At 68.2% G+C, this 16,592-nt stretch carries 10 protein-coding genes; 3 read left to right on the forward strand and 7 right to left on the reverse strand.

Going from position 1 to position 16,592, the window contains the following annotated elements; all coding sequences use genetic code 11:
• Positions 1-45: 45 nt before the first annotated feature.
• Positions 46-2,238: a murein biosynthesis integral membrane protein MurJ gene (gene murJ, locus ACU6WZ_RS14260; protein WP_447028431.1), complete on the reverse strand. Its 2,193-nt coding sequence runs from the start codon at positions 2,236-2,238 to the stop codon at positions 46-48.
• A gap of 139 nt (positions 2,239-2,377) precedes the next feature.
• Positions 2,378-4,666, reverse strand: a complete 2,289-nt coding sequence (locus ACU6WZ_RS14265; RefSeq protein ID WP_447028432.1) for a DUF6049 family protein — start codon at positions 4,664-4,666, stop codon at positions 2,378-2,380.
• A gap of 181 nt (positions 4,667-4,847) precedes the next feature.
• On the opposite strand from ACU6WZ_RS14265, the gene ACU6WZ_RS14270 reads away from it, so the two are divergent.
• Positions 4,848-6,290, forward strand: a complete 1,443-nt coding sequence (locus tag ACU6WZ_RS14270; RefSeq protein ID WP_447028434.1) for a CCA tRNA nucleotidyltransferase — start codon at positions 4,848-4,850, stop codon at positions 6,288-6,290.
• A gap of 77 nt (positions 6,291-6,367) precedes the next feature.
• On the opposite strand, the gene ACU6WZ_RS14275 is transcribed toward ACU6WZ_RS14270, so the two are convergent.
• The 3 genes from ACU6WZ_RS14275 to ACU6WZ_RS14285 form a co-directional block, all read right to left on the reverse strand.
• Positions 6,368-7,651, reverse strand: coding sequence for an MFS transporter (locus ACU6WZ_RS14275; protein WP_447028435.1), 1,284 nt, complete (start codon positions 7,649-7,651; stop codon positions 6,368-6,370).
• A 78-nt stretch (positions 7,652-7,729) separates the two neighbouring features.
• Positions 7,730-8,812, reverse strand: a complete 1,083-nt coding sequence (locus ACU6WZ_RS14280; RefSeq protein ID WP_447028437.1) for an inositol-3-phosphate synthase — start codon at positions 8,810-8,812, stop codon at positions 7,730-7,732.
• A 49-nt stretch (positions 8,813-8,861) separates the two neighbouring features.
• Positions 8,862-9,545 (reverse strand): PadR family transcriptional regulator, encoded by a 684-nt coding sequence (locus ACU6WZ_RS14285; protein WP_447028438.1) that lies wholly within the window; start codon positions 9,543-9,545, stop codon positions 8,862-8,864.
• A gap of 379 nt (positions 9,546-9,924) precedes the next feature.
• Between ACU6WZ_RS14285 and ACU6WZ_RS14290 the strand changes: the two genes are divergently transcribed.
• Both ACU6WZ_RS14290 and ACU6WZ_RS14295 read left to right on the forward strand, forming a co-directional pair.
• A complete protein-coding gene (locus ACU6WZ_RS14290; RefSeq protein ID WP_447028440.1) occupies positions 9,925-12,633 on the forward strand; it encodes a transglycosylase domain-containing protein in 2,709 nt (902 codons plus the stop codon).
• Positions 12,634-12,723: 90 nt separating this feature from the next.
• Positions 12,724-14,205, forward strand: coding sequence for a glycosyltransferase family 87 protein (locus ACU6WZ_RS14295; protein ID WP_447028442.1), 1,482 nt, complete (start codon positions 12,724-12,726; stop codon positions 14,203-14,205).
• 48 nt (positions 14,206-14,253) lie between these two features.
• Here ACU6WZ_RS14295 and ACU6WZ_RS14300 read toward each other — a convergent pair whose 3' ends face one another.
• Positions 14,254-15,285: an alanine racemase gene (locus ACU6WZ_RS14300; RefSeq protein WP_447028443.1), complete on the reverse strand. Its 1,032-nt coding sequence runs from the start codon at positions 15,283-15,285 to the stop codon at positions 14,254-14,256.
• Positions 15,286-15,414: 129 nt separating this feature from the next.
• Positions 15,415-16,533: a lipid II:glycine glycyltransferase FemX gene (locus tag ACU6WZ_RS14305; RefSeq protein WP_447028444.1), complete on the reverse strand. Its 1,119-nt coding sequence runs from the start codon at positions 16,531-16,533 to the stop codon at positions 15,415-15,417.
• Positions 16,534-16,592: the final 59 nt, after the last annotated feature.

Raw genomic sequence — 16,592 nt, forward strand, 5'->3', positions numbered from 1 at the left:
ACGACACGCGGCGGCCCACGATGGTTGTGCGGGGCTGCCGGGACGTTAGCGTCCGAGACGGCCCCGGACCATGCCGACCATGGCGTTGAGTTCCACGATCCGCATCTTCCTCGCTGCGAGGAAGAAGACACCCAGAAGCACGATGCCGCCTGCGATCAGGGCCACGAATGAACCGAGGGCGCCGCTGCCCATCAGGCGCATGATGCCGTAGGCGGCGCCGCCGCCGAGGATCGCCGCGGGCAGGGAGGCCCCGGAGAGGCGGGCGTACGTCCGCAGGACGTGGCTGCCGTCGAGGTCGCCCCCGAGCCGGTTCCGCAAGCGCCGCCAGGCCACTCCGACGCCGATGGCGTAGGCCAGGCCATAGGAGGCGGCCATGCCGACCACGGCCCACTGGGCGGGCAGCACGACGTAGCACAGGGCTGAGGCGGCCGCGTTGACGGCGGCGACGATGACGGTGTTGTAGAAGGGCGTGCGGGTGTCTTCGTAGGCGTAGAAACCGCGCAGGATCACGTACTGCACCGAGTACGGAATGAGGCCGAGGGCGAACGCCATCAGAATGAAGCCCATGGCCTGGGCGCCCTCAAGACCGGTCGAGGCGAACAGCAGCGTGCACATCGGGACGCCGAGCGCCAGGAACGCGAACGCGACCGGGACGATGGCGACGGCCGAGTTACGCAGGCCCTGGGAGATGTCGTCCCGTACGGCGCCGGGGTCGTTGTCGTGTGCGGCGCGGGAGATGCGGGGCAGCAGGGCGGCCATGACGGAGACCGTGATGATGGCCTGCGGCATGCCCCAGATCAGCTGGGCGTTCGAGTACGCCAGAATGCCCGCACCGTCCCGGGCGGAGGCGTTGCCCGCCGCGGTGGCGAGCTGGGTGACGACCAGCACCCCGGCCTGGTTGGCGAGGACGAACAGAACGGTCCACTTGGCGAGCTTGACCGTCTTGCCGAGCCCGTGGCCCTTCCAGTCGAAGCGGGGCCGGAACCGGAAACCGGTTTCGCGCAGGTACGGGATCATGGCCAGGGCCTGGACGGTGAGGCCGAGCAGGGTGCCGATGCCGAGCAGCCTGACGCCCTCGTCGGGGATCGTCTGGACGCCCATGCTGGATTCGGCGGAGGTGCCGTACACCCAGATGAACAGGCCGAAGGTGGCGATCATGACGATGTTGTTGAGGACCGGAGTCCACATCATCGCCCCGAACTTCCCGCGCGCGTTGAGGATCTGCCCCATGACGACGTGCACACCCATGAAGAAGATCGTGGGCAGGCAGAAGCGGGCGAAGGTGACCGCGACGCTGTTGGCCGCCACGTTGTCCGCGATGGAGACGGACATCAGGCGGACCAGCAGCGGGGCCGCGAAGACAGCCAGGACCACGATGAACCCGAGGGCCACCATCACCAGGGTCAGCAGACGGTTGGCAAACGCCTCGCCGCCGTCCTCGTCGTCCTTCATCGCGCGCACCAGCTGCGGCACGAAGACCGAGTTGAGTCCGCCGCCGACGGTCAGGATGTAGATCATCGTCGGCAGGGTGTAGGCCACGGTGAAGGAGTCACCGAGCAGCGCCGCGCCCAGGGCGGCGGTGATCACCAGGCTGCGCACGAAGCCGGTGAGGCGGGAGACCAGGGTGCCCGCGGCCATGAGCGCGCTCGACTTCAGCACGCTCGCGGCCCGGCCTGCCGGCTTCTTGGGCGGCGCGGCCGGAGCCGTCTCGGGGGCGGCCGACGCCGCGGGCCGGCCCGGCGTCTGCTGGTCGCGGTAGAGATGAGCGAATGCGTCCGGCTCGGGGTCCTCTTCGCCGGCCCGGGTGACCAGGTCGTCGACGCCCACGAACTCCGTGGTCGCCACGCGGTCCCCGTACGGCAGCAGACGTGAGGGGCCCTCCGGCTCCGGCGCGGGTGTAGGAGCCCAGACCTGCGGATCGGGGGCGTACTGAGGCGGAGACGGCTGCTGGTACAGCGCCGGGGGCTCCGGGTAGGTGCCGGGCGGTGGCGGAGGGTGCGAGGCCCGGTCATAGAGGGCCTCCGTCACCGGGTCCTGGGCGGAGAGATCCTGGGACCGGTAGGGGTCGAAGGCGTAGGCGTCCTGGACATACGGGTCCGGGGCCGCCTCGGACTCCTGGGCGGCCTCGGGCTGCTGCGGCGGCACATGGGCTGTCGTTGGAGTCTCCGGGGGCACCCCCCGGGAAGGCGCGGTGCCACTGGCGCCCTGTCCACGGTCACCGTCGTACGGCGCGTTCACTGGTGCTCCCCTCGAGCTTCCTGTTCCGGCGAGCTGTGCCCCGCTGGGTGTACGACCGGGAATCCGGGGCCGGTCCCCCGGTAGGACGCTGCGTCGCAACCATGCCTCATCGTCCCCGGCCGACCGGCTGCGGCGTCGCTCAACGGTCCACTTTCTCACCCGTGCCCGGCGGGTTGCTGCTTTCGGGACCGGTGTCCGGTGTCGGGTCACTCGGCTGCTGCGGGCCGTCACCCTCCGCGCCGCCGTCACGGGCCGCCGCCCGCTTGCGCTGCGTGTACATCCGGATACCGGCGAGCACCAGCAGCAGCACGCCGCCGGCGATGACTAGCATCACGGTCGGAGTGAACTCATTGACGTCGACGGTGAACCGCATCACCCCCCCGTACGGGGTGCCGTCCTCGGTGTAGAGCTGCGCGAATACGGGCACCGGCCCGTTGGCATTGGCCGTGGCTGTGAACTTCACCGACTGGCTGTGTCCGCCCGCGACCTCCACCGGCTGCTGGGCGATCTTCTTGCCGTCCAGGCTGAGACGGGTCGGCTTGGTCGAGGTGAGCCGCAGCTCAAGACGCTCGATGCCCTGCACCAGCTTGTTCTGCACGGTCACTGGGACGGTGGCGCTGCGGCCGGAGAGCGTCGCGTCGGACTTTTGGATGAGCCGCACCTCGTCGGTGAGGCTGACCAGGTAATTCTGAACCTCGTTGCGGTACTTCTGGGCCTGCCGGCCGTCACCGCGCCACGACGCCGACATCGCGCGGTTGATGGCGTTGCCGAAGGGCGTGACCACGCGGTCGGGCGAGGTGAGGATGACCTTGAAGTTATCCAGCTCTTCCTGCGTGGCCCTGATGTCCTGGAAGGCCTGGGCGGGAAGTTCCTGCTTGCTCAGCGACTTCGGGTACGACACCCGGCCTGGCACCTGGGTCGTGGCACCGGAGTCCGGCTTGGCCTTGGCTGCCGCGACCAGATCCAGGGGCTGCGACCACCGTTGGGCGTCGAGCCCGTGCAAGGCCTTGGCCATCGACTGGGCCTGGCTCGCCGACGGCAGACGCTGCGGTGCCACGACGACGCTGCGCTGCTTCTCCTCGTCCTGGAGGGTCAGGGCCTGGGTCTGGGCGAGAAACGTCTGGATGGCGAGCGTCGAGCCGCCCGCGCGGGCCATGTCGCCCTGGAAGACGGTGGACAGCCTGGCGTCGGCGACCACCGCGTTGGTGCCGCCACCGATGGGGCGCGCAGATGTGGGCGTATAGGGAAGACCGCCCGTCTCCTGGAGGCTGTCACTGCGGGCGATCACGTTGTGCGCGCCGGCCGATGTGGCCACGTCGACGACCGACGGGTCGACGGCGCCGCTCACCGGCCATGCGAAGTCGGTGGACGGTTCCGTATGGAGGATCGACCCCACGGTCGTCGCGGCGACATGCGTGGCGGGCCGCAGGTGGCTCAGCGCGCCGGGGACGTCCTTGCCCCGGTGTGCCAGCGAGGCGAGGTCGGGGTCGCCGAACGGCAGCGCGACGACCTTCCGGCCCTCCACCGCCTTCTGTAGAGCGCTCAGCCACCGGTTCGCGACTGCCTGGTCCTTGCCCGGAACGGTCGACTGGCCGTCCTCGGTACGCACCTCGTAGCGATCTGTCATGGCGTCGACGGTGGCGAGCAGGTCCGGGTCGACGACCCAGGTCACGGGCAGTTCGTTGCCGAGCGAGACGAGTTGCTCAAGACGCCCGCCAGGGGCGAGCTCAGCCGCGAGGTCGTCATTGGCGAAGACGGGGGTCTGCTGATCGTCCGAACCCGTCTCCGCGGTGAGGTGCGTGGAGGAGATCAGCGGCCAGAGATACGTGAGCTGGGTCTTCTTCTCCGTGGCCTCGGGCTGCCAGGGCAGGAACGTCCGCTGGACGCCCAGCCTGTGCTCGTACGGCGCGCTGGGGGTCTGACCCGAGAGGGACACCGCGAGCTGGTAGACGCCCTGCCCGTCGAGCTCCAGCTTGTCGACGGGCACGATGATGCTGAAGTCCTGGCTGATGCCCGCAGGGAGCTTCGCGAACTCCTTGTCGAACTTCTTGCCGAGCTCCGCGGGATCGCCGACCGTCACGTCCTTGCTGCGCTGTTCCGCGGTGTCGATGGCGGACCTGCCGGAGAGCTTGGGACCGACACTGAGTCCGACGTGGGCATCAGTGACGGTTTCCGTACCCCGATTGGTCACCGTGCCGGAGACGGTGACCTTGTCGCCCTTCACCGGGGCACCGGGGCTCAGCGCGTCCAAGGACACCTCGACACCGCGCGATCCCGGAGCCTGCTCCACGGCCTGGGCGGGAGAAGCAGCCGGGAGGCCCAGCAGCCCTGCCAGCAGGGGGGCGCCTGCCACCACCCCCACTGTGCGCCGCAGCCACCGGCGGGCAGGTGAGGGAATGATCCCCTGAAAGTCTGCCGCCTTGGCCACGCTCTCGCCCGTCCTCGTCATCGTCTACTGCCGGTGTTGGTTGTCGGTTCCTTCGTCCACGCATGGTAACGAGGTGCGCTGTGGGGAAGTGCTGCTGACTGCTCCACGTGATCGCGAGAGTCGTGGGGGCGATGGGAAACGCGGGAGCCCGGCCCGGCTCGGGCACGTACCCTTTTCTGTTGTGCCGAACGCCAACGAAGACAATCCCCGTGCCCTGAGCCAGGTGCAGCACCGAGCAGTCAGCGAACTGCTGCGGGTCTCCCCTGTCGCCGACGACCTCGCCCGCCGTTTCCAGGACGCGGGCTTCGCTCTCGCGCTCGTGGGCGGATCGGTCAGGGACGCGCTGCTCGGCCGCCTCGGCAACGACCTGGACTTCACCACCGACGCCCGCCCCGACGACGTACTGAAGATCGTCCGGCCCTGGGCGGACTCGGTGTGGGAGGTCGGGATCGCCTTCGGCACCGTGGGCTGTCAGAAGGCGGGCTACCAGATCGAGGTCACGACCTACCGTTCCGAGGCGTACGACAGGACCTCCCGCAAGCCCGAGGTGTCATACGGCGACTCCATCGAGCAAGATCTCGTGCGTCGCGACTTCACCGTGAACGCCATGGCTGTCGCCCTCCCGCAGAAGGAATTCATCGATCCGCACGGCGGCCTCGACGACCTCGCGGCCCATGTGCTGCGCACCCCCGGGACGCCCGAGGAGTCGTTCTCCGACGATCCGCTGCGCATGATGCGGGCCGCCAGGTTCGGCGCTCAGCTCGACTTCGAAGTGGCGCCCGAGGTGGTCGCGGCCATGAAGGCGATGGCCGACCGCATCAAGATCGTCTCTGCTGAACGGGTACGTGATGAGCTCAACAAGCTCATTGTCTCCGCGAACCCGCGCACCGGCCTGAAGCTTCTCGTCGACAGCGGGCTCGCCGGCCACGTCCTGCCCGAGCTGCCCGAGCTGGGCCTGGAGAGTGATGAGCATCACAAGCACAAGGATGTCTACGAGCACTCGCTGACCGTGCTCGAACAGGCCATGGACCTGGAACAGGACGGTCCGGACCTGGTGCTGCGGCTCGCCGCACTGCTGCACGACATCGGGAAGCCCAGGACGCGGCGCTTTGAGCAGGACGGCCGGGTCTCCTTCCACCACCACGAAGTGGTGGGCGCGAAGATGACCCGTAAGCGCATGGCCGCACTCAAGTACTCCAACGACATGATCAAGGACGTCTCGATGCTCGTGGAGCTGCATCTGCGCTTTCACGGGTACGGGACCGGCGAGTGGACCGACTCCGCAGTGCGGCGGTACGTGCGTGACGCTGGCCCGCTGCTGGACCGGCTGCACAAGCTGACCCGCTCGGACTGCACCACGCGCAACAAGCGCAAGGCCGGTGCGCTCTCGCGGGCGTACGACGGGCTGGAGGAGCGCATCGCGCAGCTCCAGGAGCAGGAGGAGCTGGACTCCATCCGCCCCGATCTGGACGGCAATCAGATCATGGAAATTCTGGACATCAGGCCGGGCCCGGAGATCGGCAAGGCCTACAAGTTCCTGCTGGAAGTGCGCCTGGAGAACGGGCCGATGGCGCACGACGCGGCGGTCGCGGCACTCAAAGAGTGGTGGGCGGCGCAGAGCTGAGGTCATGTTTCACGTGAAACATGACGCGGAGCAGAGGGTGGGCGGTCCGGTGTTTCACGTGAAACGCCGCACCGCCCTCACGTCTCGCGGACACGTTCGGTCCGGTCCCACCGGGCCAGAGTCGCAGCGACCACCGCATAGATGAGAGCCACCACGACGACCAGGGGCGCCGAGCGGCCGTCAGGCGGCAGTATCAGGGCGGCCGTTGCCGCAGCGCCGACGAACGCCACGTTGAACAGCACGTCGTAGACCGAGAAGATCCGCCCCCGGTACGCATCGTCGACCGAGGACTGCACCACCGTGTCCGCAGCGATCTTCGCGCCCTGCGTCGTGACACCGAGCAGGAAAGCGGCGCCCATCATCGGCAAGAATGCGAAGGGCAGCGCGAGCGCGGGCACACACACGGCCGCTGTCGCTGCGCACCAGACCATCCATCCGAACGGCCCGAGTCGGCGCACCGTCCACGGAGTGAGTACCGCAGCCGCGAAGAACCCCGCTCCCGAGACCCCGACGGCGACTCCAAGCAGTGCCAGCCCGTCGTCGCCGGTTCCCGGCCCCCGCGACCACGCGTAACGGCACAGCATCAGCACCATGACGGTCAGCGCGCCGTAGCAGAAGCGCATCAGCGTCATCGCGGCGAGTGCCCGGCCCGCGGCACGGCGCTCCGTGAGGTGGCGCAGGCCGTCGGCGAGGCCCCGCCCGGTTGAGGCCAGCGCCACGCGTAGCCGCGGCTGCACCAAATCGGGATCGGGGCCGAGCAGCTCGCGACTCATCCGCAGCGACGAAAGGGCGGCACTGAGATACAGGCCCGCACCCAGCAGCACCACCACGGCATCTGAATCCGAAGCGACGAGCCGCACGGCGAAGGCCAGGCCACCGCCGGCGGTGGCTGCGAGCGTTCCGGCGGTCGGGGAGAGCGAGTTGGCCATGACGAGCCGGTCGGCGTCGACTACCCGGGGCAGCGCGGCAGACAGCCCGGCCAGCACGAAGCGGTTGACGGCGGTGACCGAGAGGGCCGAGGCGTAGAAGAGCCAGTCCGGCACGGCCGCGACGATCAGCAGTGCGGTACCGCAGGCGAGCACGGCCCGCAGGAGATTCCCGTAGAGAAAGACCTGGCGTCGGCGCCAGCGGTCGAGCAGCACACCTGCGAACGGGCCGACCAGTGAATAGGGGAGCAGCAGAACAGCCATGGCAGAGGCGATCGCGCCGGGCGAGGCTTGCTTCTCCGGGGAGAAGACGACGTAGGCGGCGAGCGCGACCTGGTAGACGCCGTCCGCGCACTGGGAGAGCAGCCGGACCGTCAGCAGGCGGCGGAAGTCGGTCAGGCGCAGTAGTACGCGCAGATCACCTACGACGGGCATGCGTGCAAGGGTCACACATGGTGAGGGTCCCCGGGCGGATTGCCCGGGGACCCTCACCATGTGGACGGGGGCGGAGCTTTAGCGCTCGACCTCGCCCTTGATGAAGCTCTCGACGGCGCGGTGGGCCGCGTCGTCGAAGTACTGCACCGGCGGGGACTTCATGAAGTACGAGGAAGCGGAGAGGATCGGGCCGCCGATGCCGCGGTCGTTGGCGATCTTCGCAGCGCGCACTGCGTCGATGATGACGCCCGCGGAGTTCGGGGAGTCCCAGACCTCGAGCTTGTACTCCAGGTTCAGCGGGACGTCACCGAAGGCGCGGCCCTCGAGCCGGACGTACGCCCACTTGCGGTCGTCCAGCCAGGCCACGTAGTCCGAGGGGCCGATGTGGACGTTGTCCGCACCGAGGTCACGGTCGGGGATCTGCGAGGTGACGGCCTGCGTCTTCGAGATCTTCTTGGACTCCAGGCGCTCACGCTCGAGCATGTTCTTGAAGTCCATGTTGCCGCCGACGTTCAGCTGCATCGTGCGGTCCAGGACGACGCCCCGGTCCTCGAAGAGCTTCGCCATCACGCGGTGCGTGATGGTCGCGCCGACCTGCGACTTGATGTCGTCGCCGATGATCGGGACGCCCGCCTCGGTGAACTTGTCCGCCCACTCCTTGGTGCCGGCGATGAAGACCGGGAGCGCGTTGACGAAGGCGACCTTGGCGTCGATGGCGCACTGCGCGTAGAACTTCGCAGCTGCCTCGGAACCGACGGGCAGGTAGCAGACGAGGACGTCGACCTGGCGGTCCTTGAGGGTCTGGACGACGTCGACCGGCGTCTCGGCGGCCTCCTCGATGGTCTGGCGGTAGTACTTGCCCAGGCCGTCCAGGGTGTGGCCGCGCTGCACGCTGACGCCGGTGTTCGGGACGTCACAGATCTTGATGGTGTTGTTCTCGCTGGCGCCGATGGCGTCCGCGAGGTCGAGGCCGACCTTCTTGGCGTCGACGTCGAAGGCGGCGACGAACTCGACGTCCTTCACGTGATAGTCGCCGAACTGCACGTGCATGAGACCCGGCACCTTGCCCGCCGGGTCGGCGTCCTTGTAGTACTCGACGCCCTGCACCAGTGAGGCGGCGCAGTTGCCCACGCCGACGATGGCTACGCGAACCGAACCCATTGGCGGTTGCTCCCTGTGTTCTCGACGAGGCCCTGCGGTGTGCGGGGCCTCAATTGGTGGTGTCCTCGGACGGATCCGGCGGGGTGTCGTCCCCGTGCCGGGGCAGGCCGTCCGTCTCTCCGGATGTGATGTCGTGCCGAGCGGAATCGCCGGGCCCGGATCGTCGCTGATCCCGCCCCGCCCGCTCGCTCTCGATGAGCTCGTTCAGCCAGCGCACTTCGCGCTCCACGGACTCCATGCCGTGCCGCTGCAGCTCAAGCGTGTAGTCGTCCAGGCGCTCGCGGGTGCGGGCCAGGGATGCGCGCATCTTTTCGAGGCGCTCCTCCAGCCGGCTCCTGCGACCCTCCAGCACGCGCATCCGAACCTCGCGCTCCGTCTGCCCGAAAAAGGCGAAGCGGGCAGCGAAGTGCTCGTCCTCCCAGGAATCCGGACCGGTGTGCGAGAGCAGCTCCTCGAAGTGCTCCTTGCCTTCGGCCGTCAACCGGTAGACGATCTTGGCCCGGCGGCCCGCGAGTGAGGCGGCGAGCGCGTCTTCCGGAGCACTCCCGGGCTCCTCGATCAACCAGCCGCTGGTCACGAGCGTCTTCAGGCACGGGTAGAGCGTCCCGTAGCTGAAGGCCCGGAAGACCCCCAGCGAGGTGTTGAGCCGCTTGCGCAGCTCGTAGCCGTGCATCGGGGACTCGCGCAGCAAGCCGAGCACGGCGAACTCGAGGATGCCTGAGCGTCTGCTCATCCTTCGCCTCCTCGGTCGCCGACGACTCATTATGCCGAGCTGATGTATCGACTCGATACATCCAGACGATAGATCGGCAGGCTCGTCGCTACAAGGGGAGCCATCGTGAACGGCGTCACATCGGGAGCCGCATTGGCAATTGGATGCACGCAACTTGCCTGATTTGGGGTGAACATCGGCACTGGGTGGGTTTTGACGGTGCGTAGTCTGTGCGGCATGGAGACCACCGGGAACCGTGTGACGTCAGGGGGCGTCATCGTCTCGGATGCACACGAGGCCGTACGGATGAGCCCGCCCCCGGGCCGGTCCGTACTTCGGGGGGACCGGAACTCACCTGCCGCTTCCAGGCGAACTCGCCTGCCCGAGGAGTAGTCGTTCGATGAGCGAGCACCGTCGCAAACCGTCGCAGCCGCAGGACGGCGGACGTGCCGCGGCCCGGCGAGCCGCCCAGCAGCCGTCAGGCCGCAGGGGGGCCCCGTCGCGGGAAACCACCACCGGGTCGCCCTCCGGTTCGTACGGAGAGGAGCGCCCGTACAGCGGCAGAGCGGAAGCCCGCCGCGCCGCCCAGCGCGGCGCGAGCGGTGGCTCCCGCCGCCGCGGCGCGGACTCCGCCGGCCACGGGGGCCCGCCGCCCGAGGACCGCTTCATCAACTACCCGCGCTCCGAGAAGGACGGGTGGCGGCGCTTCGTGCCGTCCTGGAAGCTGGTCAGCGGCACATGCCTGGGCTTCTTCGCGCTCATGGTCGCGGGCGCCGGGGTGGCCTTCGCGTGGGTCGATACGCCCGATGAGCAGAAGTTGGCGCAGGCACAGAACAACGTCTTCTACTGGGACGACAAGACGCAGCTGGCCGCGACCGGCGGCGAGCGCAACCGCCAGAACGTCGACATCGGTGACATCCCGGAGTCGATGCAGAACGCCGTGATCGCGGCGGAGAACGCATCCTTCGACGACGACTGGGGCGTCGACCCGATGGGCATCGCCCGCGCCATGGGGAACATGGCCACCGGCGGTGACACCCAGGGTGGTTCGACGATCACGCAGCAGTACGTGAAGAACAACTACCTCAACCAGGATCAGACCCTGAAGCGCAAGTTCACCGAGCTGATCATCGCGGTGAAGGTGGGCGCCACGGAGACAAAGCCCAAAATCCTTGCCGGCTACCTCAACACCGCGTACTTCGGGCGCGGAGCGTACGGCATCCAGGCCGCGTCCCAGGCGTACTTCGGCAAGGACAGCAAGGACCTGAAGCCTCACCAGAGCGCCTTCCTGGCCGCTCTCCTCAAGGGCCCGAATCTCTACAACCCGGACGGTGGCATCGGTACCAACGCCACTCCGGACAAGAACGAAGCCCGTGTCAAGGCACGCTGGGAGTGGATTCTCAACCGCGAGGTCGAGGTGGGCCGCATGCAGCAGTCCGAGCGGGACACGTACAGGACGTTCCCCACGCTCAGGGACTCCGAGCAGGCCACTGGCCTCGACGGCCAGAAGGGCTACCTGGTCGAGATCGCCAAGAAGTACGTCATCAAGCAGGCCAAGATCGGCGTCGAGGACCTCGAGCGCGGCGGCTACCGCATCTACACGACCTTCAACAGGAGGAAGGTCGCCGCGATGGAGAAGGCGGTCCAGAAGACCGAGAAGGAGTTCCTCGATACGAAGTCCCGCCCCGAACTCGATCAGTTCGTTCAGTTCGGCTCCGCCTCGGTGGATGTGAAGTCGGGTGCGATCGTCGCTCTCTACGGCGGCAAGGGTTGGGACAAGAAGCACTTCACCAACAACGCCGACACCTCCGGCGTCCCCGTCGGATCGACCTGGAAGCCCTACGTCCTCGCCGCGGCGATGAAGCACGGCACCCAGAGCACCAACGGCGCCGGCCTTTCCCCGATGAGCAAGTACAACGGCAACGACCTCACCGTGATCAGGAAGCAGGACGGTACGCCGATGCCGGGCAAGGACGGCCAGCCGTTCCGGCAGAAGAACGAGAACCCCAAGCCGTACGGCTATGTCACGCTCAAAGAAGCGATGCAGGACTCCATCAACACGCCCTTCGCTCAGCTCGGCATCGACGTGGGCCTGCAGAAGGTACGTGACACCGCGGCAGAAACCGGGATTCTCAGAGAGTCGATGGACCCGAACGACAATGCGTCCTTCTCGCTCGGCACCTCCACTCCGAGCGCGATCCGCATGGCCGACTCCTACGCGACCTTTGCCGCCTCAGGCAAGCACGTCGAGCCGTACTCCGTCGTGAAGGTCGTGCGCAACGGCGAAACGCAGGGCGGCTTCGACAAGCCGAAGCCCAGCCAGCCGATGGACAACGACGTCGCGGACAACGTCACCGAGATCCTCGAGAACGTCGTCCAGAACGGCACCGGTACCAAGGCCAAGCAGCTGGGCCGCCCCGCCGCAGGCAAGACCGGTACCACCGACAAGAACAAGTCGGCGTGGTTCGTCGGCTACACCCCGCAGCTGTCGACGGCGGTCACCCTGTTCCGTACGGACCCGGAGTCGCGCAAGCTGCTCTCCATGAACGGCACCGGCGGAGTCCCGTCCATCCACGGTGGTGACATCCCCGCCGAGGTATGGACGAACTACATGCGCGACGCGCTCCAGGGCCAGCCCCCCACGCCGTTCCCCAAGGCCGGACCGATCGGTGAGAAGGCCGACGCCAACGGAGCGCCCAGCCCCACTCCCGCGCCGATCATCCCGACGCCCACCAGCCCCACCCCGTCCGAGAAGCCGTCCGAGACCCCGTCCGAGACGCCTTCGAAGACCCCTTCCCCGTCCGCGACGCCGAGCGAGACCCCCACGACCTGCGGCCCCTTCGACTGGGCCTGCGGGGACACCACCGGCGGCAAAAGCAACGGTGGTACGGATACCGGCGGCACAGATGCCGGTGGTACGGATACCGGCGGTACCGACACGGGTGGTACGGATACCGGCGGCACCGACACGGGTGGTACGGATACCGGCGGTACCGACACCGGCGGCACCACGACCGACGGCGGCAATACCAACGGCGGCGGGCCGGGCGGCGGCGGCAACAACAGCGACGGCGGACTGTTCGGCGGAGGCGACGGCGACGCCGACTGACACCGCCCCGCCAACCCCCGACGAGGGCCGTCGCACCCCGGTGCGGCGGCCCTCGCCGTACGCACAGCCACGTACGGCAGGATGACCCCCATGACGAGCGTGCACGAGGACCGGCCCGCAGTACGGCCCACGCAGCAGGACGAGGTCGCCGCGGCGGGCAGCGAGCTGATCGGCGGACCGGCCGGCCGTTGGGCCGGTCCGGGCACCGGGCCGCTCACTCCGGTGCGCGTCATCGCCCTGGTCGCCATCGGCATGTTCGCGCTCGGCATGGTGCAGAAGATCCCCTGCTACGAGCGGGCCTGGTTCCGCGGCACCAGTTCGCAGTACACGCACGCCTGCTACTCCGACATCCCACACCTCTATCTCGGGCGCGGATTCGCCGACGGGCTCGTGCCGTACTTCGACCGCCTGAGCGGCGACATGCAGTTCCTCGAATACCCCGTGCTGACCGGCCTGTTCATGCAGGTGGCGGCCTGGCTGACCATGCCCTTCGACGGCTCCGTACAGGACCGCGAACAGGTGTACTGGATGGTCAACGCCGGCATGCTGATGATCTGCGCCGCCGTCACCGCCGTCTGCGTCGCCCGCACGCACCGCAGGCGCCCCTGGGACGCCCTGCTCGTCGCCCTCGCACCGGCCGCCGCCCTCACCGCCACCATCAACTGGGACCTGCTGGCCGTCGCCCTCACCGCGGCCGCGATGCTCATGTGGTCGCGTGGGCGGTCGCTGACCTTCGGCATCCTCATCGGGCTCGCCACGGCTGCGAAGCTCTACCCGGTGCTGCTGCTCGGACCGCTGCTCGTGCTGTGCTGGAGAGCCGGGAAGTACCGGGAGTACGGGGCCGCACTGCTCGGTGCCGCGGGCGCCTGGCTCGTGGTGAACCTGCCCGTCATGCTCTTCGCCCCCGAGGGGTGGAAGAAGTTCTACACCTTCAGCCAGGAACGGTCGGTCGACTTCGGCTCGTTCTGGCTGATCATCACCCAGCGCACTGGCACGACCCTGGACGTCGAATCCGTCAACACCTACGCCACCCTGCTGATGATCCTGCTGTGCGCCGGCATCGGGCTGCTCACCCTCACCGCCCCCCGCCGGCCGCGATTCGCGCAGCTGGCCTTCCTCGTCGTCGCCGCGTTCATCCTGACCAACAAGGTCTACTCGCCGCAGTACGTCCTGTGGCTCATCCCCCTCGCGGCCCTCGCCAGGCCGCGCTGGCGCGACTTCCTGATCTGGCAGGCCTGCGAGGTCATGTACTACCTGGGGATCTGGATGTACCTCGCGTACACCACGAGCGGCGACACGCAGCGCGGGCTGCCCGCCGAGGGCTACCAGCTCGCCATCGCGCTGCACCTGCTGGCCACGCTCTACCTGTGCGCCGTCGTCGTACGCGACATCCTCATGCCGGAGCGGGACTCCGTACGCCGGGACGGCTCGGACGACCCCTCGGGCGGTGTCCTCGACGGGGCCGAGGACACCTTCGCCCTGGGCAAGGCCGCGCACCCGCCACGGCACGCCGCCCACCACTTCGAAGGGCCGCGGGTCGAATGGGGCTCGACGACCACACTCAAGAACTGATCCCCGAACGTCGCCGCGCGGACGGCTTGGTCACGCGCGGACGGCCGGTCAGCGGTCGACGATCCGGTCGTACTGCGTCGTCGTGTGGCGCAGATGAGCCACCAGTTCCTCGCCCACCTTCGGCTCCTGCGCGTCCGAGGGGACGAACAGAATCGACACCTGCATGTGCGGCGGCTCGGCGAACCAGCGCTGCTTGCCCGCCCACACGAACGGCGCCAGGTTGCGGTTCACCGTCGCCAGACCCGCACGCGCCACACCCTTGGCACGCGGCATCACACCGTGCAGCGCCTTGGGCGCCTCCAGGCCGACACCGTGCGACGTACCGCCGGCCACCACGACCAGCCAGCCGTCCGACGCCGCCTTCTGCTGGCGGTAGCCGAAACGGTCGCCCTTGGACACCCCGGTCACATCCAGCACCGAGCCCCGGTACTCCGTCGCCTCATGGTCGCCCAGCCAGAGCCGGGTCCCTATGCGCGCACGGAAACGAGTCTGCGGGAACTGCTGCTGCAGCCGCGCCAGTTCCTCCGCCTTCAGATGGCTCACGAACATCGTGTGCAGCGGAAGACGCGCCGCCCGCAACCGGTCCATCCACCCGATGACCTCCTCAACCGCGTCCGAACCGTCCGTACGGTCCAGCGGCAGGTGCAGGGCGAAACCTTCCAGGCGTACGTCCTCGATCGCCGCGTGGAGCTGCGCCAGCTCCTCCTCCTTCACGCCGTGACGCTTCATCGAGCTCATGCACTCGATGACGACGCGGGCGCCGACCAGGGCATGCACCCCGTCGACCGATGACACCGAGCGGATCACCCGGTCCGGCAGCGGAACCGGTTCCTCACCACGCCGGAACGGCGTCAGGACCAGCAGGTCACCGCCGAACCAGTCCTTGATGCGGGCCGCTTCGTAGGTCGTGCCGACGGCCAGGATGTCCGAGCCGAAACGGGTCGCCTCGTCGGCGAGCCGCTCGTGGCCGAATCCGTAGCCGTTGCCCTTGCAGACCGGCACGATTCCCGGGAACTGATCGAGTACGGACTTCTGGTGCGCCCGCCAGCGCGCGGTGTCGACGTAGAGGGTGAGCGCCATGGCCGGTCCGGAACCTTTCTCGTGGCTGCGGTGTATCAGGGAGATATGAAGAGGAACGGGGAGAAAAGCGAGTGCACGCAGGCTGAGAACGACAAGTGCGGGCCCTGCGAGACGCAGGACCCGGCCTGGTCAGCGGCGCGACATGTAGATGTCGAGCGCCTTGTGCAGCAGCTTGTTCAGCGGGAAGTCCCACTCGCCCAGGTACTCGGCTGCCTGGCCACCCGTACCCACCTTGAACTGGATCAGGCCGAAAAGGTGATCGGTCTCGTCCAGCGAGTCACTGATCCCCCGCAGGTCATAGACCGTCGCACCCATCGCATAGGCATCGCGCAGCATCCGCCACTGCATCGCGTTCGACGGCCTGACCTCACGCTTGTGGTTCGCGGAGGCGCCGTACGAGTACCAGACGTGACCGCCGACGATCAGCATCGTCGCCGCCGCCACGTTCTCGCCCTCGTGACGCGCGAAGTACAGGCGCATCCGGTTGGGGTCCTCGGAGTTGAGCGCCGACCACATGCGCTGGAAGTACGAGAGCGGACGCGGCCGGAAGTGATCGCGCTCAGCGGTGATCTCGTACAGCCGCTGCCACTCGTCCAGCTCCTCGTAGCTGCCCTGGACGACCTCGACACCGGCCTTCTCGGCCTTCTTGATGTTGCGCCGCCACAGCTGGTTGAAGCCCTTGTGGACATCCTCCAGCGAACGGTTCGCCAGCGGCACCTGGAACACATAGCGAGGCTGTACGTCGCCGAAACCGGCCCCGCCGTCCTCGCCCTGCTGCCATCCCATCTTCCGCAGCCGGTCCGCCACTTCGAAGGCTCGCGGCTCGATGTGCGTCGCCTCGACGTCCCGCAGCCGCTTCACGTCCGGATCCTGGATCCCCGACTTGATCGCCGCTGAATCCCAGCGGCGGATCACCACGGGAGGGCCCATCTTGACCGAGAACGCGCCCTGCTGCTTCAAATGCGCCAGCATCGGCCGCATCCACTCGTCGAGGTTCGGCGCGAACCAGTTGATCACGGGGCCCTCGGGCAGGTACGCCAGATAACGCTTGATCTTCGGCAGCTGGCGGTACAGCACCAGCCCCGCACCCACCAGTTCACCGCCCTTGTCGAACCAGCCGAGGCTTTCCGACCGCCACTCCGCCTTGACGTCAGCCCACGCCGGGACCTGCATGTGGCTGGCCGCGGGCAGGCTCTGGATATAAGCCAGATGCTGCTCTCGGCTGATGGTCCTCAGGGTCAGGCTCATGCGGGGCGCTCCTCGGCAGGTGTGTCCCCATGGGGTCAGGGGCTCCGGCTCTCGCGCCG

The sequence above is a fragment of the Streptomyces hypolithicus genome (assembly GCF_052934925.1).

Excerpts from the sequence above, each read along its gene's own strand:
- ACU6WZ_RS14275 (WP_447028435.1), bottom strand. The coding sequence starts at position 7,651 with ATGCCCGTCGTAGGTGATCTGCGCGTACTACTGCGCCTGACCGACTTC.
- ACU6WZ_RS14280 (WP_447028437.1), bottom strand. The coding sequence starts at position 8,812 with ATGGGTTCGGTTCGCGTAGCCATCGTCGGCGTGGGCAACTGCGCCGCC.
- ACU6WZ_RS14285 (WP_447028438.1), bottom strand. The coding sequence starts at position 9,545 with ATGAGCAGACGCTCAGGCATCCTCGAGTTCGCCGTGCTCGGCTTGCTG.
- ACU6WZ_RS14290 (WP_447028440.1), top strand. The coding sequence starts at position 9,925 with ATGAGCGAGCACCGTCGCAAACCGTCGCAGCCGCAGGACGGCGGACGT.
- ACU6WZ_RS14295 (WP_447028442.1), top strand. The coding sequence starts at position 12,724 with ATGACGAGCGTGCACGAGGACCGGCCCGCAGTACGGCCCACGCAGCAG.
- ACU6WZ_RS14300 (WP_447028443.1), bottom strand. The coding sequence starts at position 15,285 with ATGGCGCTCACCCTCTACGTCGACACCGCGCGCTGGCGGGCGCACCAG.
- ACU6WZ_RS14305 (WP_447028444.1), bottom strand. The coding sequence starts at position 16,533 with ATGAGCCTGACCCTGAGGACCATCAGCCGAGAGCAGCATCTGGCTTAT.